Consider the following 24851-nt stretch of genomic DNA (forward strand, 5'->3'; position numbering starts at 1 on the left):
TAGTGTCAAAAAGAGTAATATTTTTAGATTTCAGGCAGCAAGAAGTCTTTGAGTAGCTTCATCCCAAATGGATTTAGCGGATGCAAATTCAATTCTTTGGTCAGGTGCTGTTTTAGTATATCTTCCAACATTTACGGCAAATATATTTCTAACTTTTCCCATCAGTGATAATGTACATTGTGCTGCATTAGGATGCTTAAATTTAATCAATATCTTCTCTTTTCGCCTAGTTGGTTGATGTGCATTCTCAACGCGATTATTTAATCTCTTATTAGTTCGATGTTTAGTCCTAGGACACATAAGCTTAATCGGTTTAATGTAACTCTTGAGCTTATCAGTAACAATTACTCTTGGAGCTGGGTAATTGCCCAATAATCTTAATAAAAAGCGAATAGCTGATTTCTTGTTGCGTCGCTTCTGTAGCAATACTTCTAATTCATGTCCCTCAGAGTCAACAGCCCTCCATAGTATGAATACTTCACCTTTAATCTTAATGTTCATTTTATCTAAATGCCATTTATCAGTTGGCTTCCGCTCTCTCCTTCTGATAACATCTTGAAAATAAACTGCAAATTTGTTGTACCAAAATCTTACTGTCTCATGACTCAAAATAATACCTCGATATGCCATCTGTTCTTGAACATCTCGGTAGCTACTATTAAAACGATGATATAACCATACAGCATGGCTAATGATGCTTGCTGGAAAACGATGTCTCTTCGGAGCTTGAGTAATACGCATAATGGTGAAATTTAGAGATAAATGGTTACTGCTATTCTATAAATTATTCCATGCATTTGCTCAATACTTAATTTACATCTCTCTTAACTTGATGGTATGGACGCCAATGATAAGAAAGAACTTATCAACGGTTTTAAGTGATATTAAGATATCAAAGAACCAAAACCTAAGATAGGTTTGTAATTTTTAATAATTTTATAAAGGAGTCCATACCATGAGTAATTATAAAGTAATAGGAATTGATTTAGCAAAAAGAAAGTTGCATTTTGCAGCAATAAATTTAGACAATAAAGTTGTATTAAAAAAAGCAATGGATCGAAGAAGCTTTTTTGAAAATTTATCAACAATGTTTCCAGAGTCAGAAACCTTTGTATTTGAAGCTTGTGGTGGAGCTCATTATATGGCTCAAAGGCTTGAATCAATAGGACATAAAGCCATCTTGCTTAAACCTAAAGATGTGAAAGCATATGCAAAAACTCGACAAAAAAATGACATTAATGATTCAATTGCAATTTGCAAAGCATCATGTGATCCCGATTTAATACACGTCAAAGCTAAAACAATAGAAGAGCAAGAAATATCTTACCTGCATAAAGCAAGACAAAATATAATACAACAAAGGATTCAGTACAGCAACTCTCTGATGACTTCATTATTTGAATTTGGCTATTTGGTAACATGCGGAAAATCTACATTTGCAAAATCTTGTCAAAATTTTGTAAATTTTGCCCTAGAAGAAGGATTTATTAACAACACTATTGCTGAACAAATGTTGCTGGATTGTAAAGAAATTGAACAATTGATGATTCGTGAACAAAGCTTAGATAAAGAATTAGCAGCAAAGAATCGGAGTTCCAAGAAGGCAAAAATTTTAGAAACTATTCCAGGAATTGGTACAATTAACGCAAGTATTTTAAGCATCAAACCGGTTGAAGCATACGATTCTGCTAAGGATTTTGCTGCTTCACTTGGAATTGTCCCGAAACAAAATAGCACTGGAGGTAAGATTATTCTAGGAAGAATAACCAAGCAAGGTGATAGATATGCAAGAACAATGCTAATACAGGCTGGTAGGTCTTTATTGATGAGAAGCTATAAAACTAATCAGACATCAGGAGCGTTATCAGAATTTATTGAAAGATTAAAAGAAAAAGGGAAATCGTTCAATGTAATTGCAGTAGCTACAGCTAATAAATTGGCTAGAATCGCTTATGCCTGTCTGGTAAAGAACAGAAATTACCAATTGGTATAATAGTACTTAAGATTTAGGATAAATTATAAACTATATAATTTTTAAACTAGATAGGGGTAAAGAAATAAAAACAAAGTAGAATAATAAAACGGCGGGTTAAAGAGATAATACATAATCATTCTGGATGAAATCCGAGCTAACGTCATGGTACCTAGATACCGCTAACTTGAGTGAATCTCTCTAGGATCTTAGGCAGAATGCAGAAACCATTATGGCACTTTGATGCCGAATATATGACTGCTTCATTTATCATTAACTGTTTTTTATTTTTAGTACTTGTTTTTAACCAGGCGTCCATATATGACGGTGCCGTCCCATCAAATATTATTGGGGCAATAATATCTTTGGCAGACACCCCAGCAATCATACTAATCAGTGATTTATGTTGATAGACCCTTTCACCATAACATCTTTGACCGATAATGCTCCACCCGTGTTCTCTACAGCTATTATCTTCTATCCCAGATTCATCGATAAATACTAAATCTTGTTTGTCTATAGTTTTTAGTTTCAATATAAACTCATTCCTTAGACCAACATCTCTTTTGGGATGAAGAAAAGTTTTTTTTATAACTATAACCTAATTTATTAAGCAATCTTGATATCGTACTTGCAGATACTTTTTGACTCCAGTTGTTAGCTAGTTCCATGGTGGTTTTATCAAAATTTAATTCTATAAATTTTTTAAATCCCTCTATGTCTCTTATTATTCTACGATGTCCTGTATGATAACCACTTTTTGCTTTGATATCGCCGGTTTGTTTCTTTAATTTTTTCCATTCTATTATAGTCTTCCTACTAATAGAGTATATCTCAGAAGTCTCTTTTATTGTTTTACCATCTGTTAAACTTTTTATTACTCGTATTCTTAAATCGTATGAATATGCCTTTGCCATAAGTTTTTCATTTAGTATAATCTAACTCATACTCTAAGTCACTATCTTATCGCATTAAGCTATACTATAAAAGAACTTAGAGACGAAGGTAGAAGATGAATAGAAAACCTACCTACTTAGGTAAAATATTGTTGCGTGGATCAGTTCTTGTCATCCCGCGACTTGATCGCGGGATCCAGTTCAACATACCAAATTTATTGATATGTTTAGTTTATTTTCTAGATTCCTGCTTTCGCAGGAATGACATAAAATGCCTTTCTTGATCCACGCAAGTAAGCCTCACTCAGGAATGACATACTGGGTATTTTTCAAGCCATACAGCAACACTAAATTGATGACGACTTTCGATCCACACAATAACATCATAATGCTGTTCCGCTATTAAACATTTCAAACAAAAGTTGCTAATCTAAATAAAACCTATTACATTAAAGATATAATGTTATATGGAGTTAATTTATGACAGATCCTTATGTTGAATATGCGATAGCTATCTTACCAAGCTCTGAAGTAGCACAACAATTTATAGATATAAATACAAAACTTGCTAAACAACTAGTACCGCAAGGTCTTGAGCATCAACATAATAAATGCCATGTTACATTGTACCATGGTGTATATAACTTTCTGGATTTACCAAAAATATCTGCTAAACTAGCAGATATAGCTTATAACACAAAAAATATCACAATGATACTCCTCGCAGCAGAGCTACGAGGTATCTATCCAAAAAGTTTTAACTGTTTTTGTTGAAATGCTTTATAAGAAGGTTTGCCTGAACCTTGATTTTTTACATAATTACGTAATTTCCGCTCATCACCATGTTTACATACTGTGCTCATAAAATATCCTTTACTCCAAAACTCACTTCCCCATAATTTTTCTTTAAGATTTGGATATTTCTTAAACATTTCCTTAGATGTAATACTTTTTATGATTTGAGTTATTTTTGTTGGGCTATACATTAGTATTGACTGTAGTAAAAAATGTACATGATCTTTATCTACTCCTATTTCCAAAAATCTAATTTCATAACGAGCCTCTATGTCCTCACAAATTTTACATAAATAATCGTCTAGTTCCTCATTGAATATTACTCTTCTATACTTTGCCGGTGTTACTAAATGATATATTAGTACTGTGACATTATCACTTTTATGTATATAACTGCTTTCTTCCATGCATCTAGTATATCACGAAGCAGACCTTCGGGGAATTAAACCCTAAGAGATTAAATTTTAAAAATGAAATAGTAGTTACCGGACCTGATAGATGGATTGATATAAATATTAAGCGTTTGATGAAAATGATAAGGTTAAGAAAGATTATGAAGCAATATGTGATTTGCATAATAAAGTAGTTGATACATTTAATGAATATCACAAGCGTCCCCTTGAAAGAGCAAGCAATACTCTCGAAACACTTAAGCCCAAAATTGAAGCACAAGACGAAAATGCTTTAAAAATAGCTCAGCAAATTGAAAAATATGGCGTTTCAGGTGTTAAAGAATTATATAACCCACATACTACAATATGGTATCAATGACCTACAGATTCTGCACTTAATGATGCTGCGAATAGCGTAAAAGGTGAGGCTAGTGATTTTTCTTGTGATGCATCAGCTTTAGTTTTAGGAGAACTAGGATTTAATGGAAATATAGAAAATCCTTATGCTGTTTTTCCTTTAGGTCAAGATTTTAATATAGAACAAGCGATAGAACTTGCTGCAAAAACTAATCTTGACTGGTAGCATTCATAAATTTTCTTAAAAGATTATGGAAATTTCTAAATCTTCTATTATACTTAAATCATAATAATATAAATAAACGATTATCATGGCTTTAATAAGCATAAAAGCACCAGAAAATATAATATTAAAACCGCGTATTACAGTTTTTGGTGTTGGGGGTGCAGGTAGTAATGCAGTAAATAATATGATTGGTGCTAACCTGCAAGGAGCTAATTTTGTAGTAGCTAACACTGATGCACAATCATTAGAATATTCTCGCTGTGAAAACAAAATACAGCTGGGCGTCTCCACAACTAGAGGTCTTGGTGCTGGAGCTGCCCCTGAAGTTGGAGCGGCAGCTGCCCAAGAATCAGAAAATGAAATTCGCAATTATCTAGAAAATAGTAATATGGTGTTTATTACGGCAGGCATGGGCGGCGGTACTGGTACTGGCTCTGCACCAGTTATTGCACGAATTACTAAGGAACTTGGAATTCTAACAGTTGGAGTAGTAACTAAGCCTTTTCATTTTGAGGGCGGACATCGTATGAAAACTGCCGATAAAGGAATTATAGATTTACAACAATTTGTTGACACTTTAATCGTGATACCAAATCAAAACTTATTTCGTATTGCTAACGAGCAAACTACTTTTGCTGATGCTTTTAAAATGGCAGATGATGTACTGCATGCAGGCGTTAGAGGCGTCACGGATTTAATGATTATGCCAGGTCTTATCAATCTTGACTTTGCTGATATCAAAGCTGTTATGAGCGAAATGGGCAAAGCTATGATGGGTACAGGCGAGGCTAGCGGTGAGGATAGAGCTACTAAAGCAGCAGAATCTGCAATCTCTAATCCGTTACTTGATCATAGCTCAATGTGTGGTGCTAGGGGTGTATTAATTAATATTACCGGCGGTCCAGATATGACTTTATTTGAAGTCGATAACGCTGCTAATAGAATTAGAGAAGAAGTAAATAATAAAGATGCTAATATTATTTTTGGTTCAACATTTAATCCTGAACTAAAAGGGATTATTAGAGTATCAGTTGTTGCAACAGGTATTGATGCAGATAAAATACCGCTTTATAAACCTGTTAATTCTAGTGCTATCGATTTATCTACCAAAGAAGATGAGGATACAAAACTTAGAGCTCAATCTATTCAAGGAGATCAACCTGTTCATATTGAAGAAATTCCTAATTTTAACAGCTATAGTAACGACGAAGCAGAAATTGCTGACTCTCTAGACCAAGCCCCTAATCCAATCAACGACGATATGGAACCAAAGGTAAGTCTTACTAATGATGCTGGAGAAACTCCCAAATCATCTTTCTTTGTAAGAATGTGGGGGTCTCTGCGAACACAAAATAATAATCAAATCCCAGAACGAAAAAATGTTGTAGTTAGTATGCCCGATGAAGATACTAAAGAATCTGACATTCACGATATACCAGCTTTTTTAAGAAAAAAACGGGATTAATATAAAACTTTTACTAAAATGAAAGACAAATCTAACCTTACATTAATTTCATTATTTGCGGGTGCAGGGGGAATGGATATTGGTTTTAAAAAAGCTGGTTTTAAAACTATTTGGGCAAATGAATATGATAAAACTATTACCCCATCTTATCGAAGCTATTTTCCTGATACTAAAATTGATGAGCGTTCTATTTTAAACGTACCAAACGAAGATATACCTCAAAAAATAACAGGTATTATTGGCGGACCTCCTTGTCAATCATGGTCAGAAGCAGGAGCAAAACGTGGATTAGAAGACCCAAGAGGTCTTATATTTCATGAACAAATTAGGATAATTCGTTATGTAAAACCAAAATTTTTTGTAGCAGAAAATGTTCATGGTATAATTCATTCCAGAAATATAAAATCTTTTATGAATATAATAGATATGTTCAAGCAAGAAGGATATGAAGTAAGCTGGAAGTTATTAAAAGCAAGCGATTATGGAGTCCCGCAAGATCGTGAACGGGTTTTTATTATTGGTTATCATCAATCGTTAAACAAAAAATTTCAATTTCCTGAACCTTTAAAAACTAAAGTTAATTTAAATCAAGCTATAGGTGATTTAGCTAATTTAGAAATCGGAACAACTAATTCAATAAATAACCATGAATTTTTAGATACAGGTTATTCTCCTATTTTTATGTCAAGAAACCGAGTTAGAAGCTGGGAAGAGCAATCTTTTACAATTCTAGCTACTTATAGACATATTCCTTTTCACCCGCAAGCTCCCAAAATGATTAAAATTGCTGGTCAGGAAAAACGGAAATTTGTTAAAGGACAAGAACATACATATAGACGATTAACCATACGTGAGTGTGCAAGAATTCAAACATTTCCTGATGGTTATAAAATGATAGGTAATGCTGTCCCTGTAGAGCTTGCCTACCATATAGCTAAAACAATTAAAAAAGACTTAGCTATTATTGAACTTTGAGTTGTATTTTTATATTATATCTATACAATATATTTATAAAAATAGCATGCACTCTAATGTCAAAACCAATAATGGACAAGCCTTTGAATGGGCAATAATATTAGAAATATCAAAATTAACAGGATTTACAATTAAAAATGATAATGCTGCAAACCTTGCTCAAAAAGCTTACAATTTAATTAGCACTAAAAAACAACTAGAATTTGCTAAAGCAGCCAAAATATCTATTGACCATATTATAAGAAAAGAAATCAAATCACTAAGAATTGAACAAGGCGGAACAGTTGAATTTAACAATAGTTCTGCAGGAAGAAAAGGTGATGTTAGAGATATCTTGATTAAAGGTCAAAATATTACCATAGGCATATCTTGTAAAACAAATCATCAAGCATTAAAACACTCTAGACTTTCAGATTCAATTGACTTTGTAAAAAAATGGGGACTTGATGATAATGGTTGTAGTAGTGAATATTGGAGTATTATAAAACCATTATTTCAAGAATTAAGACAAACTAGAACTCATTCTAAAAAAACTGCATTATGGGAAAATTTATCAAATAAAGCTAACAAACGCGAGTTTCGAATTAATATAGCATAGGATTTAGCATATCAAGAGAGATGTAATAGAAGGTTTATTATCAGACATTTGATAATTTATCAGTGCTGCAACCATATGCACAAAGGCATTTGTAACTGATCTATGCCTTGAATGCTCAAACTTCCCCAATAGTTTAATTTTACTAAACACAGATTCTATTAATGCTCTTTTAAGCAATAATATTTTATCCAACATAGACATAAGTTTATTTTTCATATTTTTCTTTACCCTAGTTACCATAAAAATTCCTTGCTCTAAAAGTTGTTGAAATAATTGTTGTGAAATATAACCACGATCTCCGAATACTTTACCAAAAAGATTTTTGATCATCAGTTCCAGCTGTTTTCTATCATCCTTATTGCCAGGGCTAAAAGATGCTTTAACTATACCACCGGCTCTATTAATTATTAGATGTAGTTTAAGTCCATAGAACCAACCTTTTGTTGTCTTACTGCGTGCTGCTATGCCGGCGAACACTTTATTCATTGAAATACGGTATCTCTTACATACCTCTATACTACTTGAATCTACAAAAGAAAGGCCATCACACTGATCCAAAATAGAATTGAATATCAGTACTAATAGTGGTAAATGTGGACCTATTATTTTTATAAATTGACTATAGCTTACTAATTGAAAATCTCTTTGATGATAAATCCATATTTGCTTCAGATAATAATTCTTAAAACAATCATAAGATGACTGCCAGTAGCCTATTATAATTGTTATTACCTCACTTCTGTTAAGTCGACTTTTAGGACCAGATTTGTTGTTATGGTTAGTAATTGAATTTGTATGCTTGTCTAATTCTTGAAAAAAATCATCGACGTAACAAAATATTTCTGTAAAATCCATTATCATAGGTTATTGCTCTTAAAGTTTTTTCAATAACCTATAAACTTTTTTCTTATACTATAAATACCATATTTTAATTAGCAATTTGTATTTTGTACTCACTTTATAACAAAAACAGTATTATCAATATCCCCGTAACCCACTGTTTATCAGCTATACAGCGACTTTTTGAATACGAAACTCGCGTTAACAAATACTACTGGCCTATACTTAATGCTTGGTCTGATGAAATTACTACAGGAGTTTCGCACTTAGAGCCTGTCTTGAAAGTGTATTGAGAACAAAAACAATACACTAATTCATAGCAAGCAGTTTACAATTTGTATAAAAAAGCAGTAATTTTGCTAAAAATTGTAAATTTTTTGATACATCAAACAGTGCTAAAGTAATATGTTGCAGTACTATTTAATGAGCATATTCGTCTTTCAAGATAGGCTCTTAGCAAAGAATATGGTAATCTAGAGAAAAATAGTTTTAGATAAAAATGACAAGATCAAAATGTAGCAAAGATTTATATCAATCGTTTTTACAAGCAAGTAGTGTAAGATATACTGGCAAAGCATTATCTGAAGTAAGCCCAGTAGATCTATCGCACGATAGTGCAAGTCGATGGTTAAAGAGTAAAGATTTTCGCCCTAGCGAAATCTATAGCAAAGTGTCAAAATATCTTGATCTAGAGGAGCCTTGTTTATTAGTAGGAGATGACACCTTATTGTCAAAGCAATACAGTAAGAGGATCGAGCTTGTAAAGTATCAATATTCTGGGGCTGTACATGATGTTATACCTGGTATAGGAATGGTAAACTTACTGCATTACAATACTCAAATTGATCAATCTACTCCTGTAGATTATAGAATATATGATAAAGAAACTGATGGCAAAACAAAGAACGAGCATTTTTGTGATATGCTTACTTTAGCTAAAGAAAGAGGTATCAATCCTGATGCCATAGTCATGGATGCTTGGTATAGTGGTTTGGATAATTTAAAACATATACGTAATTTAGGTTGGATATGGGTTACTAACCTAAGAAGAAATAGAAAAGTTAATCGTAATGTTAGCTTGGACACTTTGGAGATTCCCGATGAAGGGCTAAAAATTCATCTACGTGGATACGGTTGGGTAACGGTATTTAAGTTTGTGGCAAAAAATGGTCGCATTGATTACATAACAACTAATTTAGAAAACCCTACACGTGAGCAAATAGAGAAAATTGTTAAGGCACGTTGGTCTATAGAAGTTTATCATCGAGAATTAAAACAAACTTGTGGTATTGAAAGCTGTCAGGCACGCACGGGTCGAGCTCAAAGAAATCATATTTGCCTTGCTGTATTGGCATGGCTTGATATGAACAAAAGGAGGATAAATGAAAAAATTACTTTATATCAACAAACTTGGGAAGTTATAAAAACATCAATTCAGAATAACATTAGATGGCTTCTAACTGATATGCAATTTTCCTAAGTGCGAAACTCCTGTACTAAACTTTGCTCTATTAACGAGGAAAAAACTAATAATGTCTGCAAAGCCCTAGTTGTCATTGCTAAAGTAAAAGGGACCAGTAAATTGCACGAAAAAGGGACCAGAGAATTTGGTGTAACCTAATAAGGTTATAATGTGCAATATTCACTAGATAATTAATTAAAATAAATATCTAGTGATACAATGATAAGAATAAATATGTACACAACAATTATCACCCTTTATAAGCAAGGCAATAGTCAAAGAAATATTGCCAAACTAACGAGAATAGACCGTAAAACAGTAAGAAAAATAGTAAACCGTTATGTAGAGTCTGGTACAGAATCTCCTGCACCCTATGAACGATCTTCAGCACTGGATTCTTGGCACGAACAAATAATTGAGTTATTAGAAAAGAATCTAAGTTACATAAGAATTTTTGAAGAGTTAAAAATTCAAGGTTATACAAAAAGTTATGGTTCGCTAACCCGTTATATCAAAAAATATAAGATACAAAATAACAGTTGCATTCGTTTTCATACTTTAGCAGGAGAGGAAGCACAAGTAGATTTTGGTGACATAGGCTTACAGTATAATTCTAAGGGGCGTAGAGTTAAAGCATATGTATTTAATATGCGTTTAAGTTATAGTCGCCTTGATTATTATGAAGTAGTGTTTGATCAAAGTTGTCAAACATGGATACAATGTCATATCAATGCATTTAATTATTTTGCTGGCAGTCCAAAAGTAATAAAACTTGATAATCTTAAAGCTGGAGTGGTAGATAGCAATTTCTATGAGCCCGTATATCAGAAGGAATACAAACGTTTAGCTGATCATTATGGAATTTTACTTTCTCCTTGTCGTGTATATCAACCTCAAGAAAAAGGCAAAGTAGAATCAGGAATAAAGTATGTCAAAAATAATTTTTTTGCTGGACGTAAATTTCATAGATATGAAGAATTAACACATGATCTTGCTAACTGGTTAAATAAAGCAAATAACCGAATACATGGTACTACTAAAAAAATTCCTCAGGAACTATTTGAGCAAGAAGAAAGTAATAATTTAATGCCTTTACCATTAGAAACGTTTGATTTGTCATCGTGGCATAATCGAAAAGTAGCAAAAGATTGTCATATCACCATAGATAATAATTATTATTCCGTACCGGCAAAATATATATACAGTGAGGTACTGGTACAATTATCACCAAAACTTGTTCAAATATTTTCTATCCAAAATGATTTAATAGCAAGGCACGTTAGAACAGATGGCAAAGGAATATTTACCACTAATCCGTCTCATTATGCCAAATATAAACGTCTATGCCCAGGTTTTATAGAATATAGTGAACATTATCAACAACAAATGCAGCAGATAGGAAATAATTGCAGTTTATTATTAGAGTTATTACAACAAACACGAGTAAATGATTGGCAACGTTGTGCTAGAGGTATTATTTCTTTACGTAAGGTTTACAATGATGAGTTAATAGATAAAGCTTGTCATAGAGCATTACATTACGGTATAAGTTCTTACTCTAAAATTAAAAATATCTTAAATAGTAATGCAGTAAACTTACCATTGCCAGAGTTTGGAGGTCAGAATGCAGAACTTGCTTAATGACCTACGTAGTTTTAGATTATCAGGTATAGTCAATAGCTTAAATGAAAGGATTATTTATGCTCAAAATAATAAACTAGGATTTAAAGAATTTCTCTCACTATTATGTGAAGATGAAAAATCTCACCGTAAGGATAATAATTACCGTCGTCGTAAAAGTGCTGCTAAATTACCAGTCACTAAAAATTTAGAAGACTTTGATTTTCAGTTCCAACCAAGTATTGATGCCAAAGTAATAAGTGATTTATCTACTTGTGATTATATTAATACTAAGGGCAATGTCATATTCATAGGTAATTCTGGAACTGGCAAAACTCATCTTGCTATTGGATTAGCATTAAAAGCTTTAACACGAGAATACTCTGTATATTTTACTACGGTATCGGATATGCTTTATAATTTACATATTGCAAGAGCAGATAATAGCTATCACAAAAAAGTTAAATTACTCTTATCATTTGACTTATTAATTCTTGATGAGTTAGGTTTTAAGCAATTACCAAAACATTCAGTAGATGATTTTTTTAATATTATTGCTAAACGATATGAAAATAAATCTACCATTATTACCACAAACAAGGATTTTGAAAGATGGAATGAAATATTTGCTGATGAGTTATTAACTCATGCAATTATTGATCGAGTAGTACATCATGCACATATACTAAACATCACAGGTAAAAGTTATCGTATTAATAACTATAAATTTGGAGGTCATTTGACATAAAAATTTTTACATATAGTGGTCCCTTTTTCGTGCAATTTACTGGTCCCTTTTTATTTGACAATGACAATATAGTCATCTAAAAGCCCTAACTTTATTTGGTAGACCGTTTTACCTATTTTATTTGCAGTTCTTTTGAGAAAAGCCCAAACTAGAAATGCACAACTAATGTGATTATGTTGGATACGCTGTTTTCTGCATTGGTAACGTTCTATACCAGTCAGTTGCTTAATTTTTCTATGCATGCTCTCAATTACCCATCGCAAGCCAAACTCATCTTGTGCAGCTTTAGAAGATTTTTGAGTTTTGTTATTGGTAACAACATAATCAACTCTGTTGGTAGAAACAGTAAATTTAAACAAATTAACATGCTTATTTTTGGCAAATCCTTTTATATGAATCTCCATTCCATTCTTAATTTCTTCATCTGAAAACGTCAACTTGCTAACAGCTTTATAAGGCTCGTAATCACACGTTTTACTAACATTTCTATTGGCTTTAATAGGGGCATAATAATATTTGCCCAAGGAGTCAACATGTTGCATAATTTTGTGTGTAGCATACCATGTGTCAAAAAGTACAGTTTGAAAAGGAATCTTTTTACTATAAACAGCATTATTGAACATCTTTAGTAGGTGATCTAGTTTCGTCGCTCCATCATGATCAGGTGAAAAAATGCGATAATCTATTACCCAAAACTTATCAATATCGGGGTTATAATATACAAGACTCACTACTCCTATACCGGTAGTAACTCCACCTGTAGCTCCACTATACTGCGATCTAGCAACCTCTATTTTCTTTGTGTTCCTTTTGTTTAACACCGTATCATCAAATATTGTATATCCGTTAGATGAAAAGATAACATCATTCTTAATGTGTTCCCATAACAAAGAAGGAGTATATTTTTCATTTTCTAACGCGAGTTTCGAATTAATATAGCATAGGATTTAGCATATCAAGAGAGATGTAATAGAAGGTTTATTATCAGACATTTGATAATTTATCAGTGCTGCAACCATATGCACAAAGGCATTTGTAACTGATCTATGCCTTGAATGCTCAAACTTCCCCAATAGTTTAATTTTACTAAACACAGATTCTATTAATGCTCTTTTAAGCAATAATATTTTATCCAACATAGACATAAGTTTATTTTTCATATTTTTCTTTACCCTAGTTACCATAAAAATTCCTTGCTCTAAAAGTTGTTGAAATAATTGTTGTGAAATATAACCACGATCTCCGAATACTTTACCAAAAAGATTTTTGATCATCAGTTCCAGCTGTTTTCTATCATCCTTATTGCCAGGGCTAAAAGATGCTTTAACTATACCACCGGCTCTATTAATTATTAGATGTAGTTTAAGTCCATAGAACCAACCTTTTGTTGTCTTACTGCGTGCTGCTATGCCGGCGAACACTTTATTCATTGAAATACGGTATCTCTTACATACCTCTATACTACTTGAATCTACAAAAGAAAGGCCATCACACTGATCCAAAATAGAATTGAATATCAGTACTAATAGTGGTAAATGTGGACCTATTATTTTTATAAATTGACTATAGCTTACTAATTGAAAATCTCTTTGATGATAAATCCATATTTGCTTCAGATAATAATTCTTAAAACAATCATAAGATGACTGCCAGTAGCCTATTATAATTGTTATTACCTCACTTCTGTTAAGTCGACTTTTAGGACCAGATTTGTTGTTATGGTTAGTAATTGAATTTGTATGCTTGTCTAATTCTTGAAAAAAATCATCGACGTAACAAAATATTTCTGTAAAATCCATTATCATAGGTTATTGCTCTTAAAGTTTTTTCAATAACCTATAAACTTTTTTCTTATACTATAAATACCATATTTTAATTAGCAATTTGTATTTTGTACTCACTTTATAACAAAAACAGTATTATCAATATCCCCGTAACCCACTGTTTATCAGCTATACAGCGACTTTTTGAATACGAAACTCGCGTTAAATACATATGCTTTAACTCTACGCCCCTTAGAATTATACTGTAAGCCTATGTCACCAAAATCTACTTGTGCTTCCTCTCCTGCTAAAGTATGAAAACGAATGCAACTGTTATTTTGTATCTTATATTTTTTGATATAACGGGTTAGCGAACCATAACTTTTTGTATAACCTTGAATTTTTAACTCTTCAAAAATTCTTATGTAACTTAGATTCTTTTCTAATAACTCAATTATTTGTTCGTGCCAAGAATCCAGTGCTGAAGATCGTTCATAGGGTGCAGGAGATTCTGTACCAGACTCTACATAACGGTTTACTATTTTTCTTACTGTTTTACGGTCTATTCTCGTTAGTTTGGCAATATTTCTTTGACTATTGCCTTGCTTATAAAGGGTGATAATTGTTGTGTACATATTTATTCTTATCATTGTATCACTAGATATTTATTTTAATTAATTATCTAGTGAATATTGCACATTATAACCTTATTAGGTTACACCAAATTCTCTGGTCCCTTTTTCGTGCAATTTACTGGTCCCTTTTACTTTAGCAATGACATGATGAGTTAGGTTTTAAGCAATTACCAAAACATTCAGTAGATGATTTTTTTAATATTATTGCTAAACGATATGAAAATAAATCTACCATTATTACCACAAACAAGGATTTTGAAAGATGGAATGAAATATTTGCTGATGAGTTATTAACTCATGCAATTATTGATCGAGTAGTACATCATGCACATATACTAAACATCACAGGTAAAAGTTATCGTATTAATAACTATAAATTTGGAGGTCATTTGACATAAAAATTTTTACATATAGTGGTCCCTTTTTCGTGCAATTTACTGGTCCCTTTTTATTTGACAATGACATAGATAAAGAACATGTACATTTTTTACTACAGTCAATACTAATGTATAGCCCAACAAAAATAACTCAAATCATAAAAAGTATTACATCTAAGGAAATGTTTAAGAAATATCCAAATCTTAAAGAAAAATTATGGGGAAGTGAGTTTTGGAGTAAAGGATATTTTATGAGCACAGTAGGTAAACATGGTGATGAGCGGAAATTACGTAATTATGTAAAAAATCAAGGTTCAGGCAAACCTTCTTATAAAGCATTTCAACAAAAACAGTTAAAACTTTTTGGATAGATACCTCGTAGCTCTGCTGCGAGGAGTATCATTTTATATCTCTTATATTATGTTTACGTGACCGTCCTATCTTGCAAGGACCAACAAATGGAGCTAAATGTATCCTTTCTTCTTCCACTATATCACTGGGATACATATTCCTACTTTATTATTTTTTGACAATATAAATTATTTCTTATATCTTTTCAAGACAGGCTCTTAGAGCTTTAAAAGAGAAGCTTCTATACATAATTTACCTTAATTAATTTATAGCGGGCGTACTATAAAGTAATAAAGGTAAATTATCAATATAAAATATTAACTAAATATTAATGAATTAACTATCAGTTTACTTTCTTAATTTTTAGTTGTAGTTTGTGGTTTTCTAGCTCGATTTCACTAATATGATCAGGGGTGAAATCTTTAGCAAATTCACCTAAGGTTTGTTCCTTAATAAACTCACCATAAATATCAATTATTTTTGGTAAATCTATATCAATTAAAATCCTGTCTGTTATGGCAAAATCGGCATTTTTCCGAGCTTGTTGTATGAAGCGCACAATGTCACGAGCTATTCCTTCGTCTATTAACTCAGGGGTTAGCTCGAGATCAAGTATCAATAAACTGCTATTATGGGCAAAGCTGCTAGCACCTTTAATATGTGAATGAGACTCTAATATAAGCTTGTATTCATCGCTATTTAAGGTCTCATTACAAATCTTTAAACCGCTGTTTGTTGTTTCCCATTCGTTCTTTTTAGAAGCAGCTATTATATCTTTCATTTTAGTCGGAAGACGCTTGCCAAGTAACGGGAAATTAATCGATAGTTTTTTGCTTGCATAATTCTCTAAATCATCACGATAAATTACTGATTTAACATTGATCTCATCTTTAATCAAATCTTCAAAATCTTTTAGTTTATCATTATTTTTGCTGATAATAGTTATACTGCTAAGCGGTTGTCTTACACGTGCGTTTTCGCTACTTCTGATAAATAGGCTGTTACTACAAATATCTAGCACAGTATCCATAGTATCCACTAGCTCACTATTTATTTTAAACTCTGAAAGATCAGGATAGTTGCATAGATGGACAGAAATAGAGCCGTCATTGCGAGCCACTGAAAGTGGCGTGGCAATCTCGTGAGAATGTCCTGAGCTTGCTTCGTCAAAACTTAAGTCTTTCCTCGCAATGACGTCTGGTTGTTTATGACGCAATCCCAAATATATCGCTTCCGAAATAAGCGGCACTAGAGACGACATAGAGGTAGCCATAGTCTCTAAGCAGGTATATAGAGTATTGTAAGCATTTTGCTTATCTGTATCTTTTTCGCTTTTCCAAAATCTAGCTCTGCTTCGTCTAATATACCAGTTATTTAGTACTTCAAAAAAATCTGAAACTGCATGATAAGCTGATTGAGTATCAAAATTGTCTAAACTCTCTTTAATCTTCTCTACCGCTATTTTGAGCTTAGATAATATATAACTGTCTAAAACGTTTTCAGATGTAAAATTAAGTTCGCCTTTAATATGGTCGGCATTAGCATACATAGTAAAGAAATGGTAAGCGTTCCAGATAGGTTTGATAAATAAACGAAGCGTATCAAATACCATTTTGCCGTCTTTATCAATCAGTAACTCTTGCCCTTTAACTACATTTGAAGAAAGCATTGTTACCCTTAAAGCGTCAGAGCCGTATTTGTCGAATAGTTCTAACGGATCAGCATAATTATTTAGACGTTTTGATAATTTTTGACCGGTGGCATCCAAGATTACCCCGTGGCATATACAATTTAAAAACGGTGGACGATCGAATAGGGCAGTAGATAATACCATTAAAGTATAGAACCAACCACGTGTTTGTGCTGAATATTCAACTATGAAATCTGCCGGAAAATGATCCTCAAACCACTGCTTATTTTCAAAAGGGTAGTATGCTTGTCCGTACGGCATTGAGCCGCTTTCAAACCAACAGTCAAATACGTCTTCTATTCTACGCATTGTTGATTTACCAGTTGGATCGTCGGGATTTGGTCTTGTAAGTTCATCAATAAAAGGACGATGTAAATCAGTAATCTTAACACCGAAATCTTTTTCTAGCTCTTCTATAGAGCCGTAAACATCTATGCGTGGATATTTCGGATCGTCAGACTTCCATACCGGCAAAGGTGTTCCCCAGAATCTATTGCGGCTTATTGACCAATCCCTAGCATTCTCAAGCCATTTACCAAATAAATTGTCCTTAATGTGGAAAGGTATCCAATTAATTTGCTGATTCAGCTCTACCATTCTATCTTTAAACTCGGCAACTTTTACATACCATGACGGAACAGCTTTATATATAAGCGGGGTATCCGTACGCCAACAGTGCGGATAATTATGGATATACTGCTCAGTTTTTAGCCAATTGCCTTGCTCTTTCAGCTTGATTATTATTTTGTCGTTTGCATCAAATACTTGTAAACCTTCTAAATCAGGGATTTCTTTGGTAAACTTACCGCTATTATCCACAGGGCAAACAAGTTTTATGCCTTCCCGCTCACAAAGTATTTGGTCATCTTCACCAAAGCCAGGAGCCATATGTACCAACCCTGTGCCATCACCCTCAACAACAAAATCGCCGGCAAATATCTTAAAGCTATTCGGATGATCTTTGAAATAGTCAAATAACGGCTTATAGCTTAATCCTTGAAGTTCTGAGCCTTTGATTATCGTAAATTGCTCATCGCCTTTTAACTCTAATTCTTTTGCATATTTAGAAACTGAAGAGGCAGCTATGATATAGCAAATATCATCTTTAGGAACTAATGCATAATCAATATCGCTACCGACTGCTAAGGCTAGATTTGACGGCAATGTCCATGGCGTTGTCGTCCAAGCCAGGATTCGGTATTCTTCCCCTTTTATCATTCCTGCGAAAGCAGGAATCTCGTCCAGTACAAAACTAACTGTTACTGCTTTATCCGCTCGCTCTCTATATGAATTATCAAGTCTCGTTTCAAAATTAGAAAGTGGAGTTTCGCATGCCCAAGAATAAGGCATTACCCGCATAGATTCATACAATAATCCTTTATTATATAACTCTTTAAATGCCCAAAGCACTGATTCCATAAAATTCTTATCCATCGTTTTATAAGAATTCTTAAAGTCTACCCATCTTGCTTGGCATGTTACGTATTGCTCCCACTCGCCGGCATATTTCATTACCGAATCTCTGCAATGAGCGTTAAACTTCTCTATTCCGAAATTAGTAATAGCAAGACGCCCTGAAATACCGAGTTCTTTTTCAGATTGCATTTCAGCGGGTAGTCCGTGACAATCCCAGCCAAAACGGCGTTCTACTTTCTTGCCTCTAACTGTTTGATATCTGGCATATACGTCTTTAATAAAGCCAGTAAGTAAATGCCCATAATGAGGTAACCCATTGGCAAAAGGCGGACCATCATAAAAGATAAACTTAGCATCTCCAGTACGATTATCAATAGATTTCTGGAATATATTATTATCTTGCCAAAATTTTAATATTTCTTTCTCTATGACTGCAAAATCAGCATTTGAGCTAACTTCTGGGTAATATTTAGTGTTTGTCATTATTTTGTAAATTATTTATTATAATAGTTTGGTTTATAATAATAGATAATAGCGGAGAGATAAATAGCTAACTATGACAAATAGCGAAAAAATTTATGTAGGACTTTGTATATTATTTTCTACTCTTATAATACTTGGTAACTTAATGTATCAAAAATTTGTTATGTTACAAATACCATTTCATAAGTTTGAGTTATCTGCAGGAGCAATATTATACCCTTTAACATTTTTAATTACTGATATAATTACTGAGCTATACGGAAAAGAAAAAGCTAATTTTTGCATCAGATTAGCAATATATATGAATATTTTAGTTACTATAATTATTATATTTATAAGTTACTTGCCGGCTACTGAATGGTCAAAAATCAATGATGAGACATTTAATAAAGTATTTAGTTATTATAGTGTAGCATTCCTTGCCTCTATTATCGCATGCTATATTGCTCAGGCAATTGATGTTAATTTATATTTATGGATACGCAAATCAACCAACGGGAAATATTTGTGGTTAAGGAGCAATGTTAGTACTTGTATCTCATTATTTATTGATACTACTATTGTGATTAGTTTTATGGCAGCCTTTAGTATTTTTCCTGTTGAACAAATATGGAAATTGATAATTAATAGCTATAGTTGGAAGTTATTTTTTACCATTTGCTGCACACCATTGTTTTACTTGAGCCTTTTTTGTATAAGGTATTTTATTAAATTTGAAGAGGTTAAAGATTTGGGAAGTATTTTTAATACAAAAGCTTCTTTTGAGGAAATAAGAGATAAAGCATGGATGGAAAGTATTTGCACTAGCGAAAGAAATATTTGTCATTCTCGCGAAAGCGGGAATCCAGGAAAAAAAGCATAAATACAGCAAGTTTTTAAAATTAAAAGCTCGCTTTGTCTCGCTTTATGCTGGATCCCCGCTTTCGCGGGGATGACATTGTACTTGTTTTTCGAGCCATGCAACAAAGTCTTATGTAGGTAGACATAGAGTCGTATTAGTATAACACATTTTACCCCTCCAAACGATAAAATCTACTAGATTTATATAACTTAATCGCATTAAAAAGTAAAATCTTTGTGACGCCAGCTATTGGTATAGCAAAAAATATTCCAATAAAGCCAAATAGACTACCGCAAGCAAAAATTGAGAATATAATCCAAAGCGGGTGCAGCCCTATTTTATCACCAATAATTTTAGGTGTTAGAATATATGACTCACAAATATTTCCGATCAAATAGACCACTATTATATAAAACAGTTTTGTGGTTGCACCAAAAGTTAAATATCCGACAGTTAGAGTTAGAAGAAAAGAGATAAAAGTGCCGATAAAAGGAATGATAACTAAAAAACCTGTTAGGATTCCAAGTAAAAGAGCAAGATCAATACCTATTACAGTAAATGAGATACTATAATAGATAGATAACATTAAGCAGATATTTAGCTGACCTCTTATATAAGCAGCAAGCAGGCTATTAATAGAGGATAATATTCCAAGGATTTTGTGCCTGCTTTTTAGCGGTAGTAATGATTTCATATTTTCGATAATTTTCGTCCAATCACGTAAGAAATAGAATAATATTATAGGGATAAGTAAAAATAAGACAAATATATTAATTGTAATGAGAGTATAGTGCCAAAAATTATTCGCAAGACTACCAAGTATAGTGAATATGCTATTTATGAAATTACTTAAAGAATCCTTTATCTTATCAGCGATATTAGGCTCTACTGCATAAATTTTTGTCATTATAGGCGGTAATATCTCTGCTTGAAAATAATCCTTATATTTAGGGATATTATTCACTAAGGTAGAGACCTGCCCGTAAATTACTGGTACTAAAAGAGTAAGTGCAGTAAAAAATATACTTAAAAATATCAAATAAACTACAATAGATGAAATTTTATTTGATAATTTAAATTTTGATGCAACAAATTCTATAGCAGGTTGAAGTAAATAAGAAATTATAAAAGCAATAAAAAATGGTCTTATTGCCTCTGAAATTAGCATAAAACCACTTATAAAAATTCCTATAAAAAGAAGCCAAAATATAGCGGTTTTATTCATATATATTTACTTTTTTGTTACTTGAACAGTTGCAGGACGAAGTAATCTATCTTTAATTTTATAGCCAACTTGCATTATATTAATAACGCTATTAGGTTCATGATCGGGATGCTCTATTTGAGAAATTGCATTATGCAAATTATAATCAAATGCTGATCCTATTTCCGGCTTTATTTCTTCTATATGATGTTTATGAAATACTTTATCTAGCTCATCTTTAGTCATCTGAACACCAGCAATAATATTTGTTACTTCTACTGAAGCGTCTAGTGGTTTATGCTCTAACGCTCTAGATAGATTATCGCTAACGTTTAGAAGCTCTTTAGCAAATGTAGTAATTGCATAATCTCTTTCATCATCACGTGCTTTTTCTAACCGCTTTCTCGTATTATCTATTTCAGCACTTGCTCTAATTAGCTTATCTTTCAGCTCCTCTATTTGGGCTTTTAAGTCTGCTATTTCTAAATTAGTATCAGTATTTTGTGTTTCTTCGATAATATCATTTATTTCTTCTTCGTTATTTTCTATATTATTGTCCGTCATCGTATAACTATTATTGATTTACTTATAGTATAAGATATAATAAAAAATCTAAAATTTTCAATGGGGTATACTTGTTTTATTTAAAATCTTTTCCAAATAAAACTTCGTCTACCTATTCTTCATCTATTAGAGGTATAAATTTACATTATGAGGCAGTCAGGCAGAAAAAGCAATCAATTACGTCCTATTTCATTAGAATTATCTCCTCTTATTAACGCAGAAGGATCATGTCTTATTAAAATAGGCAACACTCATGTTATGTGTAGTGCAAGTTATGATACGACAGTGCCGCCATTTTTACGTAACCAGAACAGAGGATGGATTACCGCAGAGTATAGCATGCTCCCGGGTTCTACATCTCAGCGTAATAAAAGGGAAGCGGTGCAAGGTAAACAGTCAGGCAGAACGCAAGAGATACAGCGTTTAATAGGCAGAACGATGCGTTCGATAATTGACTTACAAAAACTTGGTGAGCGACAAATTACTATAGATTGTGATGTGATTAATGCCGATGGCGGTACTAGGACTGCCGCCATAACAGGGAGTTATGTAGCTTTGCATTTAGCTATTAGATCATTAATGAAGAAAAGAATTTTAAAAATAAACCCGTTAATTAACCAAGTTGCTGCCATTTCTTGCGGTATATATAAAGGTCAGCCTATATTAGATTTGGATTATTTAGAAGATAGTGACGCTGAAGTAGACAGTAATTTTGTATTTGCAGGTAATGGAAACCTAATTGAGATTCAAGGAACGGCAGAAAAAAAACCTTTTTCTGAAGAGCAATTTTTAGAAATGTTAAAACTTGCAAAAGCAGGTGCTTCAGAATTGTTTAAGCTACAAAATCAAGTATTACTTAATTTACAATGACTAAAATAAGACTTGATGAATTTTTACTGCAAAAAGGTTTTGCTCCAAGTATCCAAATAGCACAAAGTCTAATTATGCAGGGTAAAGTGCATAGTAAACATGAGCAATTAACCAAAGCCGGAACACAAGTTAATGTAAATGACACTGACATTAAGGTAAAACTGCCAAAACATAATTATGTTTCAAGAGGAGCATTGAAGCTAATTGGTGCTTTAGATCATTTTAAAATTAACCCGAGCGGTATGGTTTGCATTGATCTTGGAAGCAGTACTGGTGGTTTTACGGAAGTTTTATTAGAGCGGGAAGCAAAGTTAGTTTTTGCGGTAGATGTTGGTTATGGTGAGCTGCATCATAGATTGCGTGATAACCCACAAATTATAGTGCTTGAAAAGACTAATGCACGATATTTAACCGATAAACAAATAACTACTCAGCCTGATTTAATAGTTTGTGATGCAAGCTTTATTAGCTTAACTACTATTTTGCCAGCTTCATTTACCTTAGCTAAGAAAGATTGTTTGCTTATAGCTCTAATCAAGCCACAATTTGAAGTCGAAAAGCATGAGGTAGAGGAGGGGGGAATTATTAAAAATCCGTTACTCCATCAAAAAGTGTGCGATAAAATTAAAACTTGGCTTGAGGAAGAGCATCATTTTGAGATATTCGGTATTATAGAAAGCCCAATACTCGGAGCTAAAGGAAATAAAGAGTTTTTAATAGTAGGTCAGAGAAAAAAGACACTTTAAATGTAATAGTTGAGATTTTATCTTACATTTAGTAAAATAAATTAATTATTTAAAGAACTGTATGAAACTGGTGGTGAAGAAGCGTTGTATGAGATTAGCCGGAAGAAGCCAATAATAGCGAATAGAGTTGATCCAGCGATAGAGAAGGCAGTAATGGATATGGCAATAGAATATCCAGCATATGGACAGATTCGAGTATCAAATGAGCTTAAGAAGAGCGGTATACTTGTATCACCTGGAGGAGTGAGATCAATTTGGTTACGTAATGATTTAAACAATATCAATAAAAGGCTTAAAGCATTAGAAGCAAGGATGGCTCAGGATGGTATTGTACTTACTGAATCTCAGTTACAAGTACTAGAGAAACGACGTAGCGAAAAAGAAGCCCATGGCGAGATTGAGACACAGCATTCAGGTTATCTAGGATGCCAAGATACATATTATGTAGGAAATTTTAAGGGTATAGGTAAGGTTTATTCTCAGGTATTTATTGATAGCTATAGCAGAGTAGCTGATGCTAAACTATATACTGATAAAACAGCTTTAACTGCTGCTGATATGCTTAATGACCGCGTGTTACCATGGTATGAAACTCAAGGCATACCAATACTTCGTATTCTGACAGATTGTGGGTCAGAATATAAGGGAAATATAGAGCATCATGCTTTTGAATTATTTCTAAGTATCGAAGGTATAGAACATACTATTACTAAAGCATATTCTCCTCAAACAAATGGTATGTGTGAACGTTTTAATAAAACTATGAAACAAGAATTCTTTGATACAGCTATGCGGAAAAAGATCTACACTGATCTTGATGATTTACAATTAGATCTTGATATTTGGTTAGAGCATTTCAATAATGAGCGACCACATTCAGGAAAATATTGTTATGGTAAAACGCCTATGCAAACTTTTAAGGATAGTAAGAAATTAGCTATTGAAAAGAACAATGAAATCTTATATCTTGAATACTCATCTGACAGTCATAATTTATCAGATATTCAGATATAATTTTTATAGTGCCTGTAAGATCAAATCTTGACTTCTACAATTTTAAAGGTTTTATATTCATATAATGAAACAGATGAAATAAATATTTCAGAAATTATACAATCAGCTTTAGATAATGATCATAAATTCAATGAAGAGGTAGCAAAAATTGTTAGCTTACATGTAGGGCGTAATATTCCTGCACATCTATATCCCCCTGTTGCTGAAAAGCTTATATCAAATGTAGAAAATGGTAATGAGTTAGTAAAAGAAATATTAAATGAAGTAGGAGCGTATTTTGTAAAAACTGAAGAAAAGTAATATAAAGAGTTAAAAGAATATAAAATAGAAAGTTTTGAAGAGCATAAAATAAAGATAGAAATGAAAAATGCTGATGGAAATACAGCAAAAATAAAATTTTATAGACAGAATGAACAAGAAGTAACACCTCATAAACATGGACAAATTATTACTATTAAAGTAGGAAGCAAATATAGTGAATTTACAGTTATGAAAACTGGTCATGATGATGAGGGGCATTATTATGAATGTTTAATCTCTTAGGGTTTAAT

The 24851-nt window shown here is 32.6% G+C and carries 25 protein-coding genes and 3 pseudogenes; 17 read left to right on the top strand and 11 right to left on the bottom strand.

Annotation, left to right across the window (positions count from 1 at the left end; all coding sequences use genetic code 11):
• Positions 1-30 precede the first annotated feature (30 nt).
• Positions 31-741 (bottom strand): IS6 family transposase, encoded by a 711-nt coding sequence (locus tag ACOAL3_RS01725; RefSeq protein ID WP_419234763.1) that lies wholly within the window; start codon positions 739-741, stop codon positions 31-33.
• Between the two features lie 214 nt (positions 742-955).
• On the opposite strand from ACOAL3_RS01725, the gene ACOAL3_RS01730 reads away from it, so the two are divergent.
• The gene (locus ACOAL3_RS01730; protein ID WP_419234517.1) at positions 956-1993 is read left to right on the top strand and encodes an IS110 family RNA-guided transposase; all 1038 of its coding nucleotides are present in this window, start codon (positions 956-958) and stop codon (positions 1991-1993) included.
• Between the two features lie 151 nt (positions 1994-2144).
• Here the strand turns inward: ACOAL3_RS01730 and ACOAL3_RS01735 are convergent, their stop codons facing one another.
• Both ACOAL3_RS01735 and ACOAL3_RS01740 read right to left on the bottom strand, forming a co-directional pair.
• The gene (locus ACOAL3_RS01735) at positions 2145-2507 is read right to left on the bottom strand and encodes a transposase (protein ID WP_419235216.1); all 363 of its coding nucleotides are present in this window, start codon (positions 2505-2507) and stop codon (positions 2145-2147) included.
• A gap of 7 nt (positions 2508-2514) precedes the next feature.
• Positions 2515-2889 (bottom strand): helix-turn-helix domain-containing protein, encoded by a 375-nt coding sequence (locus ACOAL3_RS01740; RefSeq protein WP_395476636.1) that lies wholly within the window; start codon positions 2887-2889, stop codon positions 2515-2517.
• Positions 2890-3348: 459 nt separating this feature from the next.
• Between ACOAL3_RS01740 and ACOAL3_RS01745 the strand changes: the two genes are divergently transcribed.
• A complete protein-coding gene (locus ACOAL3_RS01745; RefSeq protein ID WP_419235217.1) occupies positions 3349-3642 on the top strand; it encodes a hypothetical protein in 294 nt (97 codons plus the stop codon).
• On the opposite strand, the gene tnpA (ACOAL3_RS01750) is transcribed toward ACOAL3_RS01745, so the two are convergent.
• A complete protein-coding gene (gene tnpA / locus ACOAL3_RS01750) occupies positions 3612-4070 on the bottom strand; it encodes an IS200/IS605 family transposase (protein ID WP_419235140.1) in 459 nt (152 codons plus the stop codon). The genes ACOAL3_RS01745 and tnpA (ACOAL3_RS01750) overlap by 31 nt on opposite strands.
• 163 nt (positions 4071-4233) lie before the next feature.
• Here tnpA (ACOAL3_RS01750) and ACOAL3_RS01755 point away from each other — a divergent pair, with 163 nt between their 5' ends.
• From ACOAL3_RS01755 to ACOAL3_RS01770, 4 genes are all read left to right on the top strand, one after another.
• Entirely contained in the window at positions 4234-4434 is a 201-nt protein-coding gene (locus tag ACOAL3_RS01755) for a hypothetical protein (protein ID WP_419235218.1), read from the top strand.
• Positions 4435-4723: 289 nt separating this feature from the next.
• Complete coding sequence (ftsZ, locus tag ACOAL3_RS01760) at positions 4724-6103, top strand: cell division protein FtsZ (RefSeq protein WP_419235219.1); 1380 nt, start codon at positions 4724-4726, stop codon at positions 6101-6103.
• An 18-nt stretch (positions 6104-6121) separates the two neighbouring features.
• On the top strand, positions 6122-7078 hold the full coding sequence (locus tag ACOAL3_RS01765; protein WP_419235220.1) for a DNA cytosine methyltransferase: 957 nt from the start codon (positions 6122-6124) through the stop codon (positions 7076-7078).
• A gap of 46 nt (positions 7079-7124) precedes the next feature.
• Positions 7125-7676 (top strand): HaeIII family restriction endonuclease, encoded by a 552-nt coding sequence (locus tag ACOAL3_RS01770; protein WP_419235221.1) that lies wholly within the window; start codon positions 7125-7127, stop codon positions 7674-7676.
• A gap of 3 nt (positions 7677-7679) precedes the next feature.
• Here the strand turns inward: ACOAL3_RS01770 and ACOAL3_RS01775 are convergent, their stop codons facing one another.
• Positions 7680-8537 (bottom strand): IS982 family transposase, encoded by an 858-nt coding sequence (locus ACOAL3_RS01775; protein ID WP_419234519.1) that lies wholly within the window; start codon positions 8535-8537, stop codon positions 7680-7682.
• 478 nt (positions 8538-9015) lie between these two features.
• Between ACOAL3_RS01775 and ACOAL3_RS01780 the strand changes: the two genes are divergently transcribed.
• The 3 genes from ACOAL3_RS01780 (at position 9016) to istB (ending at position 12346) form a co-directional block, all read left to right on the top strand.
• Positions 9016-9996: an IS701 family transposase gene (locus ACOAL3_RS01780; RefSeq protein WP_419234551.1), complete on the top strand. Its 981-nt coding sequence runs from the start codon at positions 9016-9018 to the stop codon at positions 9994-9996.
• A 216-nt stretch (positions 9997-10212) separates the two neighbouring features.
• Complete coding sequence (gene istA, locus ACOAL3_RS01785) at positions 10213-11619, top strand: IS21 family transposase (RefSeq protein ID WP_419234561.1); 1407 nt, start codon at positions 10213-10215, stop codon at positions 11617-11619.
• A complete protein-coding gene (gene istB, locus ACOAL3_RS01790; RefSeq protein WP_419234522.1) occupies positions 11603-12346 on the top strand; it encodes an IS21-like element helper ATPase IstB in 744 nt (247 codons plus the stop codon). Before istA ends, istB begins: the two co-directional genes overlap by 17 nt.
• A gap of 50 nt (positions 12347-12396) precedes the next feature.
• Here the strand turns inward: istB and ACOAL3_RS01795 are convergent.
• From ACOAL3_RS01795 to ACOAL3_RS01805, 3 genes and pseudogenes are all read right to left on the bottom strand, one after another.
• Positions 12397-13263: pseudogene (locus tag ACOAL3_RS01795) on the bottom strand (IS701 family transposase); the annotation flags it as partial.
• Between the two features lie 30 nt (positions 13264-13293).
• A complete protein-coding gene (locus tag ACOAL3_RS01800) occupies positions 13294-14151 on the bottom strand; it encodes an IS982 family transposase (protein WP_419234519.1) in 858 nt (285 codons plus the stop codon).
• Between the two features lie 143 nt (positions 14152-14294).
• Complete coding sequence (locus tag ACOAL3_RS01805; protein WP_419235223.1) at positions 14295-14744, bottom strand: helix-turn-helix domain-containing protein; 450 nt, start codon at positions 14742-14744, stop codon at positions 14295-14297.
• Between the two features lie 203 nt (positions 14745-14947).
• Between ACOAL3_RS01805 and ACOAL3_RS01810 the strand changes: the two genes are divergently transcribed.
• Both ACOAL3_RS01810 and tnpA (ACOAL3_RS01815) read left to right on the top strand, forming a co-directional pair.
• Entirely contained in the window at positions 14948-15142 is a 195-nt protein-coding gene (locus ACOAL3_RS01810) for an ATP-binding protein (protein WP_419235672.1), read from the top strand.
• A gap of 29 nt (positions 15143-15171) precedes the next feature.
• The gene (tnpA, locus tag ACOAL3_RS01815; protein WP_419235224.1) at positions 15172-15492 is read left to right on the top strand and encodes an IS200/IS605 family transposase; all 321 of its coding nucleotides are present in this window, start codon (positions 15172-15174) and stop codon (positions 15490-15492) included.
• 323 nt (positions 15493-15815) lie between these two features.
• Here the strand turns inward: tnpA (ACOAL3_RS01815) and ileS are convergent, their stop codons facing one another.
• A complete protein-coding gene (ileS, locus tag ACOAL3_RS01820; protein WP_419235225.1) occupies positions 15816-19061 on the bottom strand; it encodes an isoleucine--tRNA ligase in 3246 nt (1081 codons plus the stop codon).
• 73 nt (positions 19062-19134) lie between these two features.
• Between ileS and ACOAL3_RS01825 the strand changes: the two are divergent.
• Positions 19135-19779, top strand: a pseudogene (locus tag ACOAL3_RS01825) (queuosine precursor transporter); the annotation flags it as partial.
• A gap of 292 nt (positions 19780-20071) precedes the next feature.
• Here the strand turns inward: ACOAL3_RS01825 and ACOAL3_RS01830 are convergent.
• On the bottom strand, positions 20072-21127 hold the full coding sequence (locus tag ACOAL3_RS01830) for an AI-2E family transporter (RefSeq protein WP_419235226.1): 1056 nt from the start codon (positions 21125-21127) through the stop codon (positions 20072-20074).
• A 6-nt stretch (positions 21128-21133) separates the two neighbouring features.
• On the bottom strand, positions 21134-21670 hold the full coding sequence (gene grpE / locus ACOAL3_RS01835) for a nucleotide exchange factor GrpE (RefSeq protein WP_419235227.1): 537 nt from the start codon (positions 21668-21670) through the stop codon (positions 21134-21136).
• 147 nt (positions 21671-21817) lie between these two features.
• Between grpE and rph the strand changes: the two genes are divergently transcribed.
• From rph to ACOAL3_RS01860, 5 genes and pseudogenes are all read left to right on the top strand, one after another.
• A complete protein-coding gene (gene rph, locus ACOAL3_RS01840) occupies positions 21818-22540 on the top strand; it encodes a ribonuclease PH (RefSeq protein WP_419235228.1) in 723 nt (240 codons plus the stop codon).
• Positions 22537-23286: a TlyA family RNA methyltransferase gene (locus ACOAL3_RS01845; RefSeq protein ID WP_419235229.1), complete on the top strand. Its 750-nt coding sequence runs from the start codon at positions 22537-22539 to the stop codon at positions 23284-23286. Before rph ends, ACOAL3_RS01845 begins: the two co-directional genes overlap by 4 nt.
• Positions 23287-23334: 48 nt before the next feature.
• Positions 23335-24300 (top strand): annotated as a pseudogene (locus ACOAL3_RS01850) (IS481 family transposase); the annotation flags it as partial.
• 27 nt (positions 24301-24327) lie between these two features.
• Complete coding sequence (locus tag ACOAL3_RS01855; protein WP_419235230.1) at positions 24328-24600, top strand: globin family protein; 273 nt, start codon at positions 24328-24330, stop codon at positions 24598-24600.
• 60 nt (positions 24601-24660) lie between these two features.
• Entirely contained in the window at positions 24661-24843 is a 183-nt protein-coding gene (locus ACOAL3_RS01860) for a hypothetical protein (protein ID WP_419235231.1), read from the top strand.
• Positions 24844-24851: the final 8 nt, after the last annotated feature.

It is taken from the genome of Rickettsia endosymbiont of Nabis limbatus, assembly GCF_965196655.1.
In the GTDB taxonomy this organism is placed as follows: Bacteria; Pseudomonadota; Alphaproteobacteria; order Rickettsiales; family Rickettsiaceae; genus Rickettsia.